Annotated in this window: 1 pseudogene; it reads left to right on the forward strand. The window is 62.6% G+C overall.

Going from position 1 to position 398, the window contains the following annotated elements:
- Positions 1-76: 76 nt before the first annotated feature.
- Positions 77-398: pseudogene (locus tag AC5RWX_RS34410) on the forward strand (endo-1,4-beta-xylanase); the annotation flags it as partial.

Genomic DNA, 398 nt, shown 5'->3' on the forward strand with positions numbered 1-398 from the left:
GTTGTTCCGGAAGTTTCCGGAACGGTTCGATTCGGAATTCACCCGCGGATCGCTCGTACTCAAAGGAGAGCTCTAAATGAAGGTTGCAAAATTAGTCGCTGCCGCTGTCATGGCGTCAGCGCTCGTCCTCCCCACGGCACTGCCCGCAGTTGCCGGCGGGAATGACAGGCCGCAGCCCCCGGGGCTTGCCAAGCAGGACACCCTGCGCTGGGCTGCACCCAAGGACGTCCGGATCGGCACCGCAGTTGCCGGCGGCGGCCATCACGACACCATGCCCTACGCCAATCCGTTCACTTCAGACCAGCAGTACCGCGAGGTCCTGGCTTCGGAGTTCAGCTCCGTCTCACCGGAAAACCAGGCGAAATGGGAGTTCATCCACCCCCAGCGCGACCAGTACC

This window comes from Arthrobacter sp. SPT-J7, from assembly GCF_059089965.1.